Source organism: Exiguobacterium sp. LL15 (assembly GCF_024436095.1).
Lineage (GTDB): Bacteria > Bacillota > Bacilli > Exiguobacteriales > Exiguobacteriaceae > Exiguobacterium_A > Exiguobacterium_A indicum.
In genome coordinates this window covers 2,108,545-2,123,117 of record NZ_JANFNX010000001.1, presented here as the reverse complement: position 1 = coordinate 2,123,117, position 14,573 = coordinate 2,108,545, and the positions used below count along the sequence as shown (strand labels likewise).

Sequence of the window (14,573 nt, the reverse complement as noted above, 5' to 3'; positions counted from 1 at the left end):
GGAAAACTCCTTCTATCAACTGCATAGGGGGAGTTTTTTTCATGGGCTATAATAAAGATAATTTTTTAGAAGGTTCGTTGACGGACTTTATTGATTTTGAACGGATTTCAGAAGGATTACCAAAAACGGAGGATGAACAGCCGTTACCATATTATGAGCGTGATGATTATAAGGCAGCAGGAAAATTAGAAGGAAAAGTCGCGATCGTCACGGGCGGCAACTCTGGAATCGGGCGTGCTGTCTCAATTGCTTATGTCCGTGAAGGAGCAAAAGTCGTCATCGCCTTCTACGGTGATCAAGAAGGAGCGGAAGAAACAAAAGCACGACTTGAGGAATTAGGCGGCGAAGTCCTACTTTCTAAAGGGGATATCGGAGATGCAGATTACTGTGAAACACTCGTCCAAAAAACAATCGATCGTTTCGGTCGCTTAGATATCATCGTCAACAATGCGAGTATGCAAAAACCAGAAGATAGTCTGAAGGACATCACAGACGAGTCGATGGAAAAGACGTTCAAGACGAATATCTTCGGAATGATGCGTCTTGCCCGTGCCGCGCTCCCGCACCTTTCACTCGGTTCTGCCATCATCAATACGACATCGTCGACGGCATACGAAGGAAACGCGCTTTTGATTGACTATTCTGCGACGAAGGGTGCAATCGTCAGCTTCACACGAAGTCTTTCGATGAACTTAGCGAAGGAAGGCGTTCGTGTCAATGCTGTCGCACCGGGTCCGATCTGGACGCCGCTCATCACGGAAACGTTCCCGCATGAATCAGTCAAGACATTCGGGAAAAATACACCGATGGATCGCCCAGGGCAGCCGGCTGAGATGGCATCAGCATATGTTTTCCTCGCGTGTAACGATTCAAGTTATATGACAGGACAAGTCCTTCACTTAAACGGTGGCGTCATCGTCAACGGTTAAAAAGAAACTCTGTGAAAACGTTTCCAAAAAGTGTTACACTATCCATACGGTCGCTTTTGACTACGTATGGATTTTTTTTACGTAAAAAATGAATAGTCATTCATTCGAAAGGGGAATTTTGCTCATGCTTGGATTGATTCAATCCGTCGAAGAAACTGCTCGAACACATCCGGATTCAACGGCGTATGTGTTTGAGGACACGCAAGTCAGCTATCGTGAGTTTGTCGAGAAGTTTCACCGGGCAGCCGGTGCGCTTGAAGCGAACGGGATTCGAAAAGGCGATCATGTCGCGCTGATTTTAGGGAATAGCCCAGCATTCCTAGTGGCATATTACGCCATCATGAAACAAGGGGCAATCGCGATTCCGATCAACCCTACATACACACCGGATGAAATCGGGTATATCCTGATGAACGGTGATGTGAAGGGGATTTTAGGGATTGCACCGCTCGTCGAAGCTGCAAAAGATCGTCTCGTGCATTTACCGAATCTTAAGATTGTCGTCTCTGTTCCTTACGCGGATCAAGAAGGACCAAACGAAACACATCAACAAGTGACGTTCATCACGCTCGATCGCTGGCTCGAAATCGAACATCCCTTGACCGAAGTGACGAATGAACTGGACGACATCGCTGTCATTCTCTATACGAGTGGAACGACAGGAAAACCAAAAGGTGCGATGTTATCCCACCGTAATCTGACGTCGAATGCGCGCTCGATTGGGGATTATCTACATGTATCCAGTAACGACCGGACACTTGCCGTATTACCGATGTTCCATGTCTTTTGTTTGACGGTCGTCGTCAATGCGTCACTCGCACATGGAGCGTCAATCATCATTGCTTCACGTTTTTCACCACAAGAGACGTTTGAGTTAGCGAAAAAAGAACAGGTGACGATTTTTGCGGGTGTACCGACGATGTATAATTTCTTACTGCAAACCGTGAAGGCTCATCCGGAATATGCGACCTATTTTGAATCAACACGTTTGTTCGTCTCAGGAGGAGCGAGTCTTCCAGTGCCGCTCCTTGAAGCATTTGATCGAACATTCCAATGTCATATCCTCGAAGGATATGGTTTATCGGAAGCATCACCCGTCACTTGTTTCAATCCGGTCAATGGTGTTCAAAAACCAGGCTCGATTGGAACATCGATCGTCGATGTCGAAAACAAAGTCGTCGATGAACTCGGACAAGAATTACCAGATGGTCAAGTCGGAGAATTGATCGTTCGGGGACCAAACGTCATGACCGGTTATTACAAGATGCCGGAAGAGTCGCAAGCGACGTTACGCGATGGCTGGTTATATACGGGTGATTTGGCTCGTCGAGATGAAGACGGGTATTTCTATATCGTCGATCGCAAAAAAGATATGATCATCGTCGGTGGGTACAACGTCTACCCGCGTGAAGTCGAAGAAGTCCTCTATCAGCATCCGAACGTCATTGAAGCCGCCGTCATCGGCATACCGGATGAGGAGATGGGCGAAGCTGTCAAAGCATTCGTTGTTGCTCGTGAGACGATGACGGAAGAGGAAACGCAGGCGTTCTGTGCTACATCACTCGCGAAATATAAATGTCCGACACAGATTGAGTTCATCGATCAATTACCTCGTAATACGACCGGGAAGATTTTACGGACCGTGTTGAAGAAACAACCGACGAATTCATGAGTGTCTCAAGAACTTCAGGTTTCTGAAGTTCTTTTTCTGTGCATAGACAAGAAGGAGGGGATACGAATGAATATCGCTTTGATTGCACATGATGAGAAAAAGGATGAGATGATGGGCTTTACACGGGCTTACGCCGCATTCTTTAAGAAAAATACATTATACGCGACAGGAACGACGGGGCAACGGATCATGGAAGCAACCGATCTGCACGTCCATCGCTGTAAGTCAGGTCCGCTTGGCGGAGATCAGGAAATCGGAGCGCTGGTAGCACAAGGAAAAATCGATATCGTGATTTTTTTACGCGATCCACTGACGGCCCAACCGCATGAGCCGGACGTCTCGGCACTCATTCGATTATGTGACGTATACGATTTGCCGCTTGCGACGAATGTCGGAACTGCTGAAATTTTAATCAATGGCCTCGAACAAGGACAATTCGATTGGAAGGAAATCATTCGAAAACGCCATGAACTGGAACAACAAAAGTTTTTAGACGATTAATTTCATGAGAACGCTTCTCATTTTCGTTTGAGCGTGATATAGTCAGTTTGAGGATGATACTGATTATCAATTGCGATGGAAAAGGTGGCGAAGAAAATGGAGATTCTATTAATGACGGGTGTAACGGTATTGCTAGGAGGCGGCGTTGGATTTTTAACGCACGTCGTAAAAATGGAACGTCGTCAACAGGCAACACCTGTGACTTCAAAGAACGAGCAAGTAGCGTATCCAGCGCTCCGTCTCGTCAAATAATAGAAAATTTATGACTTCGCCTTTCTTTTCTTTTGAAAAGAAAGGTTTTTTTGAATTATTATCCACTCTCCCATAATTTTGCGGAATTCCTTTGATACACTGAAACAAAGCACATTAGTCGAGGAGTGAGAGCCATGCATACAATCTATTTAGTTGATGATGAAGTGAACTTGAACCGTGTACTCGTGAAATATTTGGAGCAAGAAGGATGGCAAGTGAAATCATTTACGTCTGGTGAGGCAGCGGCCTCTGCCATCGTTGAAAAGCCTGACTTATGGATTTTAGACATCATGCTACCGGATATGGATGGTTTTCAATTGATTAAACGGATCAAGGCACATGATGAGACGACACCTGTCATCTTCATCTCGGCTCGGGATGAGGACATCGATAAAATCATTGGTCTTGAGATGGGATCAGACGATTACATCGCAAAACCATTCCTTCCGCGAGAACTCGTCATCCGCGTCAAAAAGATTTTGGCACGAACGTATGCGACACCAAAGAGTGGTGTCATCCAATACGGCGATTATATGATTTATCCAGAGAAACGAATCATCGAAGAGAATGGTCAAGAAATCGATTTGACGTCGAAAGAGTACGATTTGTTGATTTTATTCGCTACACAAATTGGGACGCCGATGTCACGCGAGCAGATTCTTGTCAGCGTCTGGGGTGACGATTATTTCGGTTCAGACCGAGTCGTCGATGATCTCGTTCGTCGCGTCCGTAAAAAATTATCGAAGCTTGAGCTCGAAACGATTTACGGGATCGGTTATCGCTTGGTGTCTGCATGAAAAACCGCAGTCTCGGATTCCAGATTTGGGCGATGTTTCTGCTCGTCATCGTCACGCTTTCTGCGGTCATTCTCCTGGTCATCCGTTCATCGATTGGAAATTTCATCGATGAACAGGTCTATGCGACACTTGAGAATAGTGAAGTCTTCTTCTCGAAAGATGCTTCTGTCATCGAGATGTTACAGGATAATCCGATCGAATTCGACCGCCGAAAACAGGAGTCTCGTTCTGTTAACATCTTACTCCTTTCTAAAAACGGAAAGCTCTATTACGGTGGAGCGCCACAACAACTGATCAATCAGATGTACCGTGATGCGATTGATCAAAAAACAGTTACGGCAAAGTATACAACGCGTCTTGATAAAGAAGACGTCTATTACAGTATTCGAAAAATCGAGGATAGTGGTGAAACCTACTATCGTGTCTCTTATGTTTGGGATGCGTATCGGCAAGAACTGATTACGCAGTTATTCTCCAAAATCGGATTCGTCGTCATCATTGGGAGTATCTTTACGTTATTCATTGCCTTTTGGTTAGCGCGACGTTTGACACATCCACTCGTTGAGATCGAGGGAGCGGTTGGGAAAATTGCGGCTCAAAAGTGGGATACACCACTTCCGCTTGACCGTGGGGATGAGATTGGACGACTCGCACGATCGGTCGATGCGATGCGAATGGATCTTGAAAAACAAGATAAGGCACAAAAATCATTACTTCAAAACATCTCCCATGATTTGAAGACGCCGATCATGGTCATCCGAAGTTATGCCCAGTCTATCTCAGACGGGATTTATCCTGATGGTGATTTGACCGGATCCGTATCCGTCATTGATGAAGAAGCGGAACGATTAGAGAAAAAAGTCGCGGCTTTACTCTACGTCACGAAGCTCGACTATTTCGAGCTCGATCGTTCGACGTGGGACAATGTTGACATCGACCGGATGGTGCATCTGTTGAAAAATCGCTTTTCCGGGACGAAGTCACTTGACTGGCATGTCAGTGGAGAAGCAGGAATCGTTCTTGGTGAAGGAGAGCAGTTACGTGTTGCGCTCGAAAATGTCATGGACAATGCGATTCGTTATGCCGAAACACGAATTGATATTCGACTGTCCGGAACAGCGGATCAGGTTCATATCGAAATCGAAAATGATGGACCACCGCTTGACGCCTCCTCGCCACTGTTCCATCAATTCTCACGTGGTAAGGAAGGGAAGTTCGGTTTAGGTCTTTATATTGTCAAACGGATCGTCGAGCGTCATGACGGGACGGTCGCAATCGAGAATCGCTCTGCGGGAAATGGAGTCGGAAAAGTTTGTGTGATTTTTAATTTTCCAAGGCACTTCATCGAACAAATGGAGAATCAAAATGAAAGTAAGACAGAGAAATATTAAAAACGGGATCTTTGGATCTCGTTTTTTTCATTAGGAAATAACTAGCAGGACTAAACAACATAACTGATTATTTGATATAACCAATGTAGTCCAGGAAGGGAGCGAAGAATATGTCATACCCAGTTACGGAAGAAACGTTAGCCTTGATCCCGCAATATGGTCAGTACGGAGAGCCGCAGACACTCGTTATCAAGGAACATTCTGAAAGCATTTTAGATGGTCATCCGATTAAATTAATTGAAGAATCCTGTTTGTATTTTGGTTCGTCGATGCGTGGAAGAATTGAAGCAGCGCGGCATATTCTTGGTCCGAACCGAAAGACACCTGTTTTAGTGGATTGGCAAGCACAGACGATTTTCTTTCCAACGACCGCAAAAGAAAAGGCAGAATGTATTTGGATTAATTTTAAACAGATGAAGACTGTTCAGAAAAAATCGGGAAAAGTACAAGTCGAATTTCAGACCGGGCAATGTATCGATACGGATGCCTCGGCATACAGCATCGAGCGACAACGGATTAAAACGCTGGAACTGGCGTATGAAATGCAACGTCGTTTTCAATTGCCGGAGTTTAAGAATCGGTGAAAAGTGGAAACACATAACAGGAATCTTACTTACGTAAGGAGAAACAGTAGAGAGAGAAATCATAGGGAGGTGAAGCGGTAACTTTTACCGCGACACGATGAATGAATCATACGAATGGTTAAATCGCCGAAAACTACAGCCTGGATTTGGTGCGACTGGAGGCAGACGCTTTATCAGTTCCCGCATCGTACGTCCGGAAAATACACCGGGTAAACGAATCAAAGGAATTAAACGGGCACGACAATTGGTCGTCGATGATGCTGGAAATCGCCGTTGGGTCACGAAACGTATCGTTGTGACGGATGCTGCGAAACACGTCACGATGAACCGTCGGACATCTATCGCCTTGAAGGAGACGAATGAGTCGCGCCTAGAGCAAGTCAAACAAAAACTAGCATCTAACAAAAAGGTCTTATTACCGATCTTAGCGGCAACAGGGATCGCTGTCGCAGGTGGGGTCCTTGCTTACGTCCTTCGTCGGAAGAAAAAACAATCTGATCAATAAAAATAAGCCGTTCTCCAATCGGAGGACGGCTTATTTCATGCATTACAAGAATCGTTTTCGTAAAGAAGTCGAGAGTGCTTTTTCTGCGATTTCTTCTAGTTCCGTCAAGTTTGTCGGATCAAAGCTATCATTGTAGAAACGACCTACGAAGTCGACACGGTCGTAATCGAGTTCCTTGAAAATCAAGTGTTTATGGTCGTCATAAAAAACGACACGATAGTAATCAGATCCGCGTTCAAGGGTTACGAGACCTTTGATGTGATCCAATTTTTTTTGTTCTTCGGTTTGCTCTTCCTCGAGCGTGTCATCCTCGTTCGTCGATGCTTCGGCTTGCTCGATCGCATTCTTTACGAGTTCAGGTCGTTGTTCTTGTTCTTCCGTCATGTTTTATCGCCTCCATTTATTATTTTACATGGAAATGGACAGATGAGAAAGAAAAATCCCTCAGTCCATCTGGTGTGCTTCACAAACGCGTAGTACATTCATCGCGCCAATTCGTAATCGATCGAGTAGTTGAAGTCGTGCTTCTTCATTTGGAATTGTATCAAGAGCAGCTACTTCCATCAGTTCCAACCAACGGATGGCATGTTCTTTTTGAATCGGTAATAACCGGTGAATCATCGCTAAACTCGCCGGCGGTTGATCCGGGTCGCGCGGTCCCCCTGTCAATTGGGTCAAGAAGACGAGTTGTGCCTGTTCGACACGTTGTCGATCGTCAGGGAACAACGGTCGCAACAGTGAATCATGGTAGACTTGATGATAGAACGAGCGAACCAAGGATGTGAGTACATGCTCGCCTCCGATGGTTTCGTAAAGTGACAAGGAGCATCACCTGCCTTACATAGGATGTGTCCTAATTATAGCAAATTTATACGTAGAAGACATGCGCCAAAAACAGTACATTTGTTCTTGTTTGTGAGATACTAAGAGTAAAGAAAAACGAGGAGGAGGTTTTCTTGATGAACCATATGCATATTGGTCGTGCCGGTAGTGGGAAAACGACACAATTGATCGAGCGCGTCGTACAAGAACTCGAGCAACGACCATTAGGGGAGAAGATGTATTTCATCGTTCCAGATCAGATGTCATTTGAAATGGAGCGGCGGATTGCGACAGATGAACGGATAGCAGGTCTTGTTCGTCTTGAGGTCATGAGTCTACGGCGCTTTGCGTTTCATATTTTACGCGATTACGGGAATCAAGCGATTCCATTTCTTGATGAGACGGGGACACAGCTATTACTGCGACAGGTCGTTGAGGAATCAGAAGACGAACTGAAGATTTTTAAACGAACTAAAAACATGCCAGGATTTTTCCAAGGACTTGATGAGCTCATTGCGTCGTTTAAACGTTCGTTGATTGAGCCAGACATGTTGCGTCAAGTGAGTGATCGCTCTCTCGAACGGTCACCGAAATTATACGACCTTGCGTTGATTTATGAGCGCTTTACGGAACGAATTGTCGATAAAGCACTCCATGCAGACGATTACTATACGACGTTACTCGAATTACTTCCCAAAGCGCGACTGGATCAAGCGACGATCATCGTCGACGGATTTTATGAATTTTCGCTCCAGGAACAACAAGTTTTACTCGCCTTGATGCAACAAGTGGCTGAAATGCATATTAGTTTTACAATGGACGCAACGGATCCTTATGCGAAACAAACTTCTTTTGGTGTGTCTCAGCGGTGCTACATGCAATTGATCGGTCAGATGCAGGAACTGTCGATTCCATATGAAGAAATTTTGTATGATCAACCAATCAAGTTTCAATCAGAAGGACTACGACATTTGGAGCAGGCCTTGTTGAAGCCGGGATATCCTCCTGTCGATCATGACATTGAGGGCTTTCAGATGACAGCTGCAGTTAACCGTCAAGTTGAAGCGGAATCAGCCGTGCGGAAAGCGATTCAACTCGTTCGACAAAAAGGGTATCGGTTTCATGAGATGGCATTCGTCGTGCGACATCTTGAGCCGTATGCGGATCACTTGGAACGAGCCTTCCACATGTATGATGTTCCATATTTCTTGGATCAACGTGAGTCGATGGTTCACCATCCGCTCGTTGACTTGATTCAATCTGCTTTAGACATCGTAACGTCGGGTTATCGGGAAGAAACGGTCTTTCGTTTACTGAAGACGGAGCTCTTGCCGATTCCAGCAGAAGATGCGCGTCTAGCGCTCGATCGTTTCGAGACGTTCGTGCTCGAACGCGGCATCAAAGGATCGATGTGGCAACAACCGTGGCAATTAAAGCGACGCCTAGCAGAGGAAGTTCGCTTAACGGAAGAAGAGCTTGCGCAAGAAGAAGAACTGAACCATTTACGAACCTTCGTCGTCGACTTGATTGAACCGTTGCACCGTCGATTGAAGCAGGCAAAGACGATGAGCGCGTATACGAAAGGTCTTTATCAATTCCTTGAAGAACAGAAAATTGCAGAACGTTTAATGGAATGGCGTAAGCAGGCACTAGAGCAGGATCAGTTACTTGTTGCTCGAGAGCATGATCAAGTGTACGAAGCGATACTTCATCTATTCGAACAGCTAGAAGCTGCTGCGCCTGAGCATACGTTATCGACGGATTTGTTCGTCCAAATGGTCGAGACAGGACTTGAGAGCCTTCGTTTTGCACTTGTTCCGCCATCGCTCGATCAAGTCATCGCGACGGACTATGTCCGTGGACGATTACAACGAGTAAAAGTCGTCTTTTTACTAGGAGCGAATGATGGTCTGATTCCGTTCGTTCAAGATCAATCAAAGTTACTGTCTGAAAATGATCATGACTTTTTACATGAGCATGGTATTCCGGTCGGAAAAGCGTCTCTTGATGTGTTTGATGATGAGCTGTTTTACCTGTATCAAGGGATGATGGCTCCAAGTGAAGCATTGTATGTTAGTTACGCACTTGTCGATGAAGAAGGAAAGGCGCTTCAGCCGGCAGCGATCACAAAACAATTAAAGCGACAACTGTTGCTCGATCGTCCGATCAAAACACACTTTGCGGAAGCTGGAGAACACGCACCACAAGAACAACTTGATTTCGTGACGAGTCCAGATCGCGCGGCAGCAGCGACAGCGATTGAACTCCGGCGTCTTCAACGACGTTATCCGATTCAACCGATTTGGTTCGAAGTGTATAACACACTTCTCGAAAACGGACAGGGACGTGAACGGATGGGATTATTCTCGAGTGCCTTGTTCTATCAAAATAAAGCGGAAGCCTTGCCGGAAGGGTTGGCGCATCGTCTATATGGTGATTCACTGCAAGCGAGCGTTTCGCGTTTTGAGACCTATAACGCCTGCTCGTATAAGCATTTTGCTCGATACGGACTTCGTTTACGCGAGCGGAAGCTGTATAAATTTGAAGCACCGGACATCGGGAATCTGTTCCATGGCGCATTAAATGATTTGTCGCTCAGTATTAAAGCTTCTGGACGACACTGGCGAGAGCTCGACGGCGAAACGTGCGGGACACTGGCGAAAGAAGCTGTCGAAAAGGTGACACCGGAAATTCAGAATGCGATTTTGATGAGTTCGAGTCGGTTCGGGTATATCAAGAAAAAATTGACGGATGTCGTGGAGCAAACAGCTAAAATGCTTGTTGAACAAGCAAAACGAACAGACTTTGAACCCGACTTATTTGAAATCAGTTTTGGGAACGCGACGTTCCCACCATTACGCTTTACGTTACCAGACGGAACAGAAATTGAATTCACGGGTCGCATCGACCGGATTGATCAGGCGACGATTGGTGATCAGCTATACGTTCGAATCATTGATTACAAATCGAGTGCTCGAGGACTGGATTTTGCGGAAATCTATTATGGGCTTGCCATTCAGATGCTTCTTTATCTGAAGACGGTCGTGGAACAGTCGGAGTTGCTCTATCAACAGCAGGCGAAACCAGCTGGTGCGTTATATTTCCACGTCAAAAACCCGATGTTACGGGGCGATTTATCGGCTGACGAAGAAGAGCGCAATCAACTGTTACTCGAGTCCTATCAAATGCAAGGCGTCATCCTCGAGAATGACGAGGTACTACGAGCGATGGATCATATTGCGTACGATGAACGAAAAAAATCACCGCTCGTCAAAGTGACATTCACAAAAAACGGACTGCATAAGACGCAGACGAAAGGTGTCGTAAAAGAGGAAGATTTATCAGCGCTGATGGATCATGCATGGGAGGCATTAAAAGACAGCAGTCAAGACATCTATGATGGGGATATCGCCATCAATCCGTTTGATTATCAAGAGCGGACACCGTGTAGTTTTTGTGAGTATCGTTCAGTCTGTCAGTTCGATGAATCGCTTGGGAATCAGTATCGCCCATTAAAACCGATGTCTGAAAAAGAGGTACTGGAACGGTTGAAGGAGGAAGAAGAATGAGCGTGCGTTGGACGGAAGAACAACAACAAGCCATTTCAGCTAGAGGTGGACATATCCTAGTCTCAGCGGCTGCTGGATCAGGGAAGACAGCCGTCCTCGTTGAACGGCTGACGCAACGATTGATTGATCCCGAAGATGAGTTGTCGGCAGATCGGATTCTCGTTGCTACCTTTACGAATGCGGCAGCACGTGAGATGAAGACGCGGGTCATCGAGGTCATGGACCAGCGCATCAAAGAGGCACCTGATGATTTGTATTTGAAAAAACAGCGTCAATTGATGAACCGGGCACAAATTACAACGATTCATTCGTTCTGTTTGTCGATTCTGCGCGAGAATTATTACCGGATTGGTTTAGATCCTGCGTTTCGAATTGCCGATGAATCTGAATTACTGTTATTGCAAGACGATGTCTTAGAAGCGGTCTTTGAGTCCTTTTATGCTTCTGAGGACCCGGGATTCTATGATTTGATTGATAGTTATACGTCAGATCGCGATGATCAAGCGATGCTGACACTGATTTCGAATCTCTATCGGTTTTCCCGTTCCTTACCGGATCCGGAAGCTTTTTATGCACATTTAATCAGTCAGTACGATCAGCCGATTGACCCGGATGATTCTCCACTCATGCAACGACTAGTCGAATTAGAGTGGGAAAGTCTCTCGAATGTATTAGGACGTTACCGAGAACTTGCTTTTGAGCTGGAGCAGTCTGGTTATACGGAAATGGGACAGATGATGCTTCAGGACATTGCTCCTTTTACCTCGCTTGAGACGTCGGCACGCCACTGGTCGATGGTTGCGCTTGCTTTTCAAGCAGTAGAGTTCGGTCGCTGGAAGAGTCCACGCGGGGATGAAGGAATCAAACCGTTTCAAGCAGAGCGGACGCGACTCGTAGCGGAGTTCAAGAAAATGAAAGAGCTGTTCGTCCAAAAGACTGGTGTTGATTACTTGGAGGACTTGCGGTCGCAGCTTCGACACGTGGAGACGATCGTGACACTCGTACGTCAATTTGCAAGCGATTATCTCGAAGCGAAACAACAACGTGGTATCGTCGATTTTTCGGATCTTGAACATTTTGCATTAGAGATTTTGACGGACGAAGGACAACCGTCAGACGTGGCAAAACTTCTGAAGGAACGCTTCGTTGAAGTACTCGTCGACGAATATCAAGATACGAACGAGGTTCAGGAACGCATCATCCAATTGGTCTCGAAAACGGATGAGGCGACAGGAAATCTATTCATGGTCGGTGACGTCAAACAATCCATCTATAAATTTCGTCATGCAGAGCCAGGATTGTTCCTTGAGAAATTCAAACGATTCCAACAGACCGACGTTGGAACACGGATCGATTTAACAAAAAACTTCCGCAGTCGTCTTGAGGTGCTGGATGGAACGAATCAAATCTTCCGCCAAGTGATGGATGAGACGGTCGGGGAGATTGATTACGATGAAGCCGCGCACCTTCGACTCGGGAATCTGAGTTATCTCGAATCGGAGCAAGTGGCGCCTGAATTACTCTTGATAGATCCACTTGATAGTGAAAAGGAAGAGGTTGAAGCACGAGCGATTGCGACGCGAATTTTAGAACTCGTTGATTCGAAGCATCCACATCTAATCTATGATGCGAAAGCCAACCGATTCCGGACCTGTGAATACCGCGACATCGTCGTCTTAGCACGGTCGCGTGGTAAGCGTGTCCAAGCGCTTGTCGAAGTGCTCGAACAGTATGAGATTCCGGTCTATGCGGATACGACAGGTGGATACTTCCAAGCGACGGAAATTCAAATCATGATGGCATTGCTCAAGACGATCGATAATCCGCTTCAAGACATCCCATTCGCGAGTTTGTTACGATCGCCGATTTTTGGGGTGGCGGATCGAGATTTAGGACGGATTCGAGCAAAACAAAAAGAAGGAAGCTTTTATGAGGCAGCGCTCGCAATGGCGGCAGAGGAATCATCACTCGGAATTCGAATGGATGAAATCATCCGTCAGATTCAATCATGGCGAACTGAAGCGCGTGGGAGTGCCCTACCTGCCTTCATTCGATCGCTCTTTGATCAGACCGGCTATTTTGAATACGTCGGCTGTCTCGCCGGAGGCAAAAGTCGTCAAGCCAACTTAAACGCTTTATATGAGCGAGCGAAGCAATATGAGACGTCCGGTTATCGTGGTCTCTATCGTTTCCTTCGTCTAATCAATCGATTAATTGAACGAGGAGAAGACTTCGCAGAAGCCCGTTCGCTTGGAGAAGACGAGGACGTCGTTCGCATCATGACGATCCACCAATCAAAAGGACTCGAGTTCCCCGTGACGATCGTCAGCCAATTGACGAAGCAATTCAACAGACAGGATCAAATGCAGGCGATTCAGTTGCATAAGACGTATGGTATTGCCCTGGATGCGATTGATCCGATTCGTCGTTTGCGATCTGGGACACTCTTAAAAGAAGTCATCCGCCGGGAAATGGATCGAGAGATGAAGGCAGAAGAGATGCGCGTCTTGTATGTTGCGATGACTCGAGCGAAGGAAAAGTTGATTCTCGTCGGGACAGTCAAGGATTTAGAGGATCAAATGGCGACCTGGCAGATGACGCCACCAGATGAAGTCTTACTTCCTGAAAATGACCGGCGCCAAGCGAAGAGTTATGCGGAATGGGTCGTTCCGGCAGTCTTACGCAGCAGTTTACTACGTCCGGATGAGACGGATTGGTCGATTCGCGTGATGTCTTTAGAGGAGTTAGCACCGTATCAAGAAATCTCAACACTCGTGGAGCAACTCGAACATGTTCAGAAGCTTGAAAAAATCGATGTGCCGGTTAATTCGCAAGTCAAAGAAATCGTCGAAGCGGCATTTTCGTATCAGTATCCGCATGCGCTTGCGACAGAGACGGCAGCAAAACAGACCGTCACGGAACTGAAGCGGGCGGAGCAACTGGAACGTGCAGCATTCGAAACGACATATCGCCAGACGACGTATTACCGTACGCCACAATTCCTCGGACCTGTTTTAAGTGGAGCGGAACGAGGGACGGTCTTACACTTAGCGATGCAATTGTATGAACCGGACGAACCGATTTCGCAACAAATCAATCAGTGGGAAGCAACGGAACGCATTACGCCGATTGAAGCGACGACGATGCGGGAAGCAACAGCACAGTTACAAGGGTTCCTCGACTCTGAAATCGGACAATTGTTTAGCGAACGATTACGGACGAACCACGTCTATCGGGAATTGCCGTTCACATATAAGATCGGGGCATCGCGTTTCCGGAAAGACTGGATAGGTCCAGTGGATGACGCAGTCATGCAAGGAATCGTCGACTGTTTGATTCAGGATGGGGAGTCATATATCTTGCTCGATTATAAATCGGATCAAATCGTCACGACAGAAGTCGGACAGACACCTGCTGATGTGTTACGGGATCGATACGCAACTCAGTTGAATCTGTATCAAGAAGCGTTAGAAGCGATTCTTCATATTCGAATTTCACGCAAGGTCATCTATGCGTTTGCTTTAGAAGAAACGATTGATTTAATTTAAATT

12 protein-coding genes are annotated in these 14,573 nt (G+C 46.2%); 10 read left to right on the top strand and 2 right to left on the bottom strand.

Annotated elements, in window-relative coordinates; genetic code table 11:
* The first annotated feature begins 41 nt into the window (after window positions 1–41).
* The 8 genes from NOM72_RS11040 to NOM72_RS11005 all read left to right on the top strand — a co-directional run bounded on the left by NOM72_RS11040 (window position 42) and on the right by NOM72_RS11005 (window position 6,631).
* Window positions 42–929 (top strand): SDR family oxidoreductase, encoded by an 888-nt coding sequence (locus NOM72_RS11040; protein ID WP_255999166.1) that lies wholly within the window; start codon window positions 42–44, stop codon window positions 927–929.
* Between the two features lie 124 nt (window positions 930–1,053).
* The gene (locus NOM72_RS11035) at window positions 1,054–2,601 is read left to right on the top strand and encodes a fatty acid--CoA ligase family protein (protein WP_023467378.1); all 1,548 of its coding nucleotides are present in this window, start codon (window positions 1,054–1,056) and stop codon (window positions 2,599–2,601) included.
* Window positions 2,602–2,667: 66 nt separating this feature from the next.
* Window positions 2,668–3,102: a methylglyoxal synthase gene (gene mgsA, locus NOM72_RS11030; RefSeq protein WP_023467379.1), complete on the top strand. Its 435-nt coding sequence runs from the start codon at window positions 2,668–2,670 to the stop codon at window positions 3,100–3,102.
* A gap of 96 nt (window positions 3,103–3,198) precedes the next feature.
* Window positions 3,199–3,354, top strand: coding sequence for a hypothetical protein (locus NOM72_RS11025; protein ID WP_023467380.1), 156 nt, complete (start codon window positions 3,199–3,201; stop codon window positions 3,352–3,354).
* A gap of 134 nt (window positions 3,355–3,488) precedes the next feature.
* The gene (locus NOM72_RS11020; protein ID WP_023467381.1) at window positions 3,489–4,151 is read left to right on the top strand and encodes a response regulator transcription factor; all 663 of its coding nucleotides are present in this window, start codon (window positions 3,489–3,491) and stop codon (window positions 4,149–4,151) included.
* The gene (locus NOM72_RS11015; protein ID WP_058712901.1) at window positions 4,148–5,542 is read left to right on the top strand and encodes a HAMP domain-containing sensor histidine kinase; all 1,395 of its coding nucleotides are present in this window, start codon (window positions 4,148–4,150) and stop codon (window positions 5,540–5,542) included. The genes NOM72_RS11020 and NOM72_RS11015 overlap by 4 nt, the downstream gene beginning before the upstream one ends.
* Window positions 5,543–5,652: 110 nt before the next feature.
* Window positions 5,653–6,126 (top strand): competence protein ComK, encoded by a 474-nt coding sequence (locus NOM72_RS11010; RefSeq protein WP_035398461.1) that lies wholly within the window; start codon window positions 5,653–5,655, stop codon window positions 6,124–6,126.
* Between the two features lie 97 nt (window positions 6,127–6,223).
* On the top strand, window positions 6,224–6,631 hold the full coding sequence (locus NOM72_RS11005) for a hypothetical protein (protein ID WP_023467385.1): 408 nt from the start codon (window positions 6,224–6,226) through the stop codon (window positions 6,629–6,631).
* 42 nt (window positions 6,632–6,673) lie between these two features.
* Here the strand turns inward: NOM72_RS11005 and NOM72_RS11000 are convergent, their stop codons facing one another.
* Together NOM72_RS11000 and NOM72_RS10995 are read right to left on the bottom strand one after the other, a co-directional pair.
* Window positions 6,674–7,015, bottom strand: coding sequence for a hypothetical protein (locus NOM72_RS11000; RefSeq protein WP_023467386.1), 342 nt, complete (start codon window positions 7,013–7,015; stop codon window positions 6,674–6,676).
* A gap of 60 nt (window positions 7,016–7,075) precedes the next feature.
* The gene (locus NOM72_RS10995; protein WP_035398458.1) at window positions 7,076–7,453 is read right to left on the bottom strand and encodes a truncated hemoglobin; all 378 of its coding nucleotides are present in this window, start codon (window positions 7,451–7,453) and stop codon (window positions 7,076–7,078) included.
* 137 nt (window positions 7,454–7,590) lie between these two features.
* Here NOM72_RS10995 and addB point away from each other — a divergent pair, with 137 nt between their 5' ends.
* Window positions 7,591–11,022, top strand: coding sequence for a helicase-exonuclease AddAB subunit AddB (gene addB, locus NOM72_RS10990; protein ID WP_035398456.1), 3,432 nt, complete (start codon window positions 7,591–7,593; stop codon window positions 11,020–11,022).
* A complete protein-coding gene (gene addA, locus NOM72_RS10985; protein WP_255999165.1) occupies window positions 11,019–14,570 on the top strand; it encodes a helicase-exonuclease AddAB subunit AddA in 3,552 nt (1,183 codons plus the stop codon). Before addB ends, addA begins: the two co-directional genes overlap by 4 nt.
* Window positions 14,571–14,573 lie beyond the last annotated feature (3 nt).

Coding starts and splice junctions, on each gene's coding strand:
- NOM72_RS11040 (WP_255999166.1), top strand. CDS start 42: ATGGGCTATAATAAAGATAATTTTTTAGAAGGTTCGTTGACGGACTTT.
- NOM72_RS11035 (WP_023467378.1), top strand. CDS start 1,054: ATGCTTGGATTGATTCAATCCGTCGAAGAAACTGCTCGAACACATCCG.
- mgsA (WP_023467379.1), top strand. CDS start 2,668: ATGAATATCGCTTTGATTGCACATGATGAGAAAAAGGATGAGATGATG.
- NOM72_RS11025 (WP_023467380.1), top strand. CDS start 3,199: ATGGAGATTCTATTAATGACGGGTGTAACGGTATTGCTAGGAGGCGGC.
- NOM72_RS11020 (WP_023467381.1), top strand. CDS start 3,489: ATGCATACAATCTATTTAGTTGATGATGAAGTGAACTTGAACCGTGTA.
- NOM72_RS11015 (WP_058712901.1), top strand. CDS start 4,148: ATGAAAAACCGCAGTCTCGGATTCCAGATTTGGGCGATGTTTCTGCTC.
- NOM72_RS11010 (WP_035398461.1), top strand. CDS start 5,653: ATGTCATACCCAGTTACGGAAGAAACGTTAGCCTTGATCCCGCAATAT.
- NOM72_RS11005 (WP_023467385.1), top strand. CDS start 6,224: ATGAATGAATCATACGAATGGTTAAATCGCCGAAAACTACAGCCTGGA.
- NOM72_RS11000 (WP_023467386.1), bottom strand. CDS start 7,015: ATGACGGAAGAACAAGAACAACGACCTGAACTCGTAAAGAATGCGATC.
- addB (WP_035398456.1), top strand. CDS start 7,591: ATGAACCATATGCATATTGGTCGTGCCGGTAGTGGGAAAACGACACAA.
- addA (WP_255999165.1), top strand. CDS start 11,019: ATGAGCGTGCGTTGGACGGAAGAACAACAACAAGCCATTTCAGCTAGA.